The organism is Rhabdonatronobacter sediminivivens (assembly GCF_013415485.1).
GTDB lineage: Bacteria > Pseudomonadota > Alphaproteobacteria > Rhodobacterales > Rhodobacteraceae > Rhabdonatronobacter > Rhabdonatronobacter sediminivivens.
The window spans coordinates 1-1,500 of the sequence record NZ_JACBXS010000117.1; the positions used below are offsets into that span (position 1 = coordinate 1).

4 protein-coding genes are annotated in these 1,500 nt (G+C 65.3%); all 4 read right to left on the minus strand.

Annotation, left to right across the window (positions count from 1 at the left end; genetic code table 11):
- Window positions 1–99: 99 nt before the first annotated feature.
- The 4 genes from HUK65_RS18390 to HUK65_RS18405 are packed head-to-tail and all read right to left on the minus strand — an operon-like array spanning window position 100 to window position 1,215.
- Complete coding sequence (locus HUK65_RS18390; RefSeq protein ID WP_179907727.1) at window positions 100–465, minus strand: hypothetical protein; 366 nt, start codon at window positions 463–465, stop codon at window positions 100–102.
- Window positions 462–767, minus strand: coding sequence for a hypothetical protein (locus HUK65_RS18395; protein WP_179907729.1), 306 nt, complete (start codon window positions 765–767; stop codon window positions 462–464). The genes HUK65_RS18390 and HUK65_RS18395 overlap by 4 nt, the downstream gene beginning before the upstream one ends.
- Before the next feature lie 10 nt (window positions 768–777).
- Window positions 778–996 (minus strand): hypothetical protein, encoded by a 219-nt coding sequence (locus HUK65_RS18400; RefSeq protein WP_179907731.1) that lies wholly within the window; start codon window positions 994–996, stop codon window positions 778–780.
- A 12-nt stretch (window positions 997–1,008) separates the two neighbouring features.
- A complete protein-coding gene (locus tag HUK65_RS18405) occupies window positions 1,009–1,215 on the minus strand; it encodes a DUF6900 domain-containing protein (RefSeq protein ID WP_179907733.1) in 207 nt (68 codons plus the stop codon).
- Window positions 1,216–1,500: the final 285 nt, after the last annotated feature.

Genomic DNA, 1,500 nt, shown 5'->3' on the forward strand with positions numbered 1-1,500 from the left:
GGGGTTCCTTCGGCTGAGTTGAATCGTCCTTGTGTAATCAGAATCGCTCGCCTGCGTCTGAAAGTGTAGGAAAACCAGCGCCATAAAGTTGCTTCCTGATCATTCGATCCGGTCCGGATCGATCAGCGCGGCCTGTTCCGCTTCATGTCGCTGGGCGGCGTCAGGCGGATCGCGGCGGGCGTTGACGATTGCCACGAATAGCGCGCGTGCGACGGCTGCGACCTCGTCCGCCCCGGCGCTGGTCAGTTCGGCGTCATGGATGGCAATGGCCTCGCCCAGATCGGTGAGGGCGTAGAGGGTTGCGAATTCCGCCTCGGGCGGATCGCAGGTGATGGTGTCGCGATCATCTCCGGACACGGCAACTCTGTGGCAGAAGCGCAGGTCGACGCCGATGGCGCAGTTGCGGCGCACGATGCCGTCGAGGGTTTCGCCTTCGGACAGGCAGTTCAGGGAGGGCATGGTCATTGCGCTGATCCTTCGGGGGCGTGGGTTTCCGGGTCGAGTTCCACCCATGCCCCGTCCCGCCAGACATACAGGTGGCAAAGCTCGCAGGTCGGACGCGGCAGGATCGGGGGCTCGCGAGGCGGGTCGAAGCAGTCGAGCTCGTCGGCGCGAACCTGCCGGATTTCCTTCGCGGCGACGATGTCCTCAGGCGTCCATGGGGCCAGCGCGGGCAACATGTGCGAGGGATAACCGTCAAAATGGACGTACACATGCGCCCATTGCTCGGGCCCGATCTCGATGGCGATCTGTGCGCGGGTGCTCATCCTGACCTCCTCAGATCAGCTGGAGGCTGGCCAGCATGGCGCTGGCAGCGGCAAGCTGGGTGGTCGGCAACTCGATCTTGATGTGCGAGATGACGTCCGAGGCCTCGGCCGTGATCCCCTCGTCGCGCAGTGCGGCCTCGATCATGCGGGCGGCGGCATCGGGGCTCTTGAGGTTCAGCGGGTCCGGCAGCGCCGCGTGATCGATGCGGATGGTGGTGATGGCGGTCATGTGCCTGTCCTTTCAGGGTTGGGTGTCAGTGGAGCCCGCGCGGCGTCCGGCCTCGAAGGCCTCCTCGAGCGCGGCGCGGATGGCCCAGACGGCGACGTCGTGGAAATCCAGCGCGTCCCGGTTCCGGGTCTCGAGCGTTTCGATGCGGAATTGGCGCCGGGCGATCTCGAGCAATTCGGCGTCGCGCGCGGCGTCAGCGTTCGGTTTGTGCCTGGGCATGGCCTTGATCCTTGTCCGGGGGGTGCGAGGCACCCGTTTGCCTCAGGACCGAGAATCGCTCCGGCGCGGAGTGTAATCAACTGAATTCGCAGCAATATCATTGCTATAACGCGGTCCGGGAGGCTCCATGCAGGGCATGAGCGAGCGCCAGTACGCCGCCCATGTCGGGCTGTCGCGCGGCGCGATCCAGAAGGCCAAGGAAGCCGGGCGGCTGGTGCTCTTTGCCGATGGCAGCATTGACGCCGAGGCGTCTGATCAGCGTCGCGCAGCCATGACCGATCCGGC

Excerpts from the sequence above, each read along its gene's own strand:
- HUK65_RS18390 (WP_179907727.1), bottom strand. The coding sequence starts at position 465 with ATGACCATGCCCTCCCTGAACTGCCTGTCCGAAGGCGAAACCCTCGAC.
- HUK65_RS18395 (WP_179907729.1), bottom strand. The coding sequence starts at position 767 with ATGAGCACCCGCGCACAGATCGCCATCGAGATCGGGCCCGAGCAATGG.
- HUK65_RS18400 (WP_179907731.1), bottom strand. The coding sequence starts at position 996 with ATGACCGCCATCACCACCATCCGCATCGATCACGCGGCGCTGCCGGAC.
- HUK65_RS18405 (WP_179907733.1), bottom strand. The coding sequence starts at position 1,215 with ATGCCCAGGCACAAACCGAACGCTGACGCCGCGCGCGACGCCGAATTG.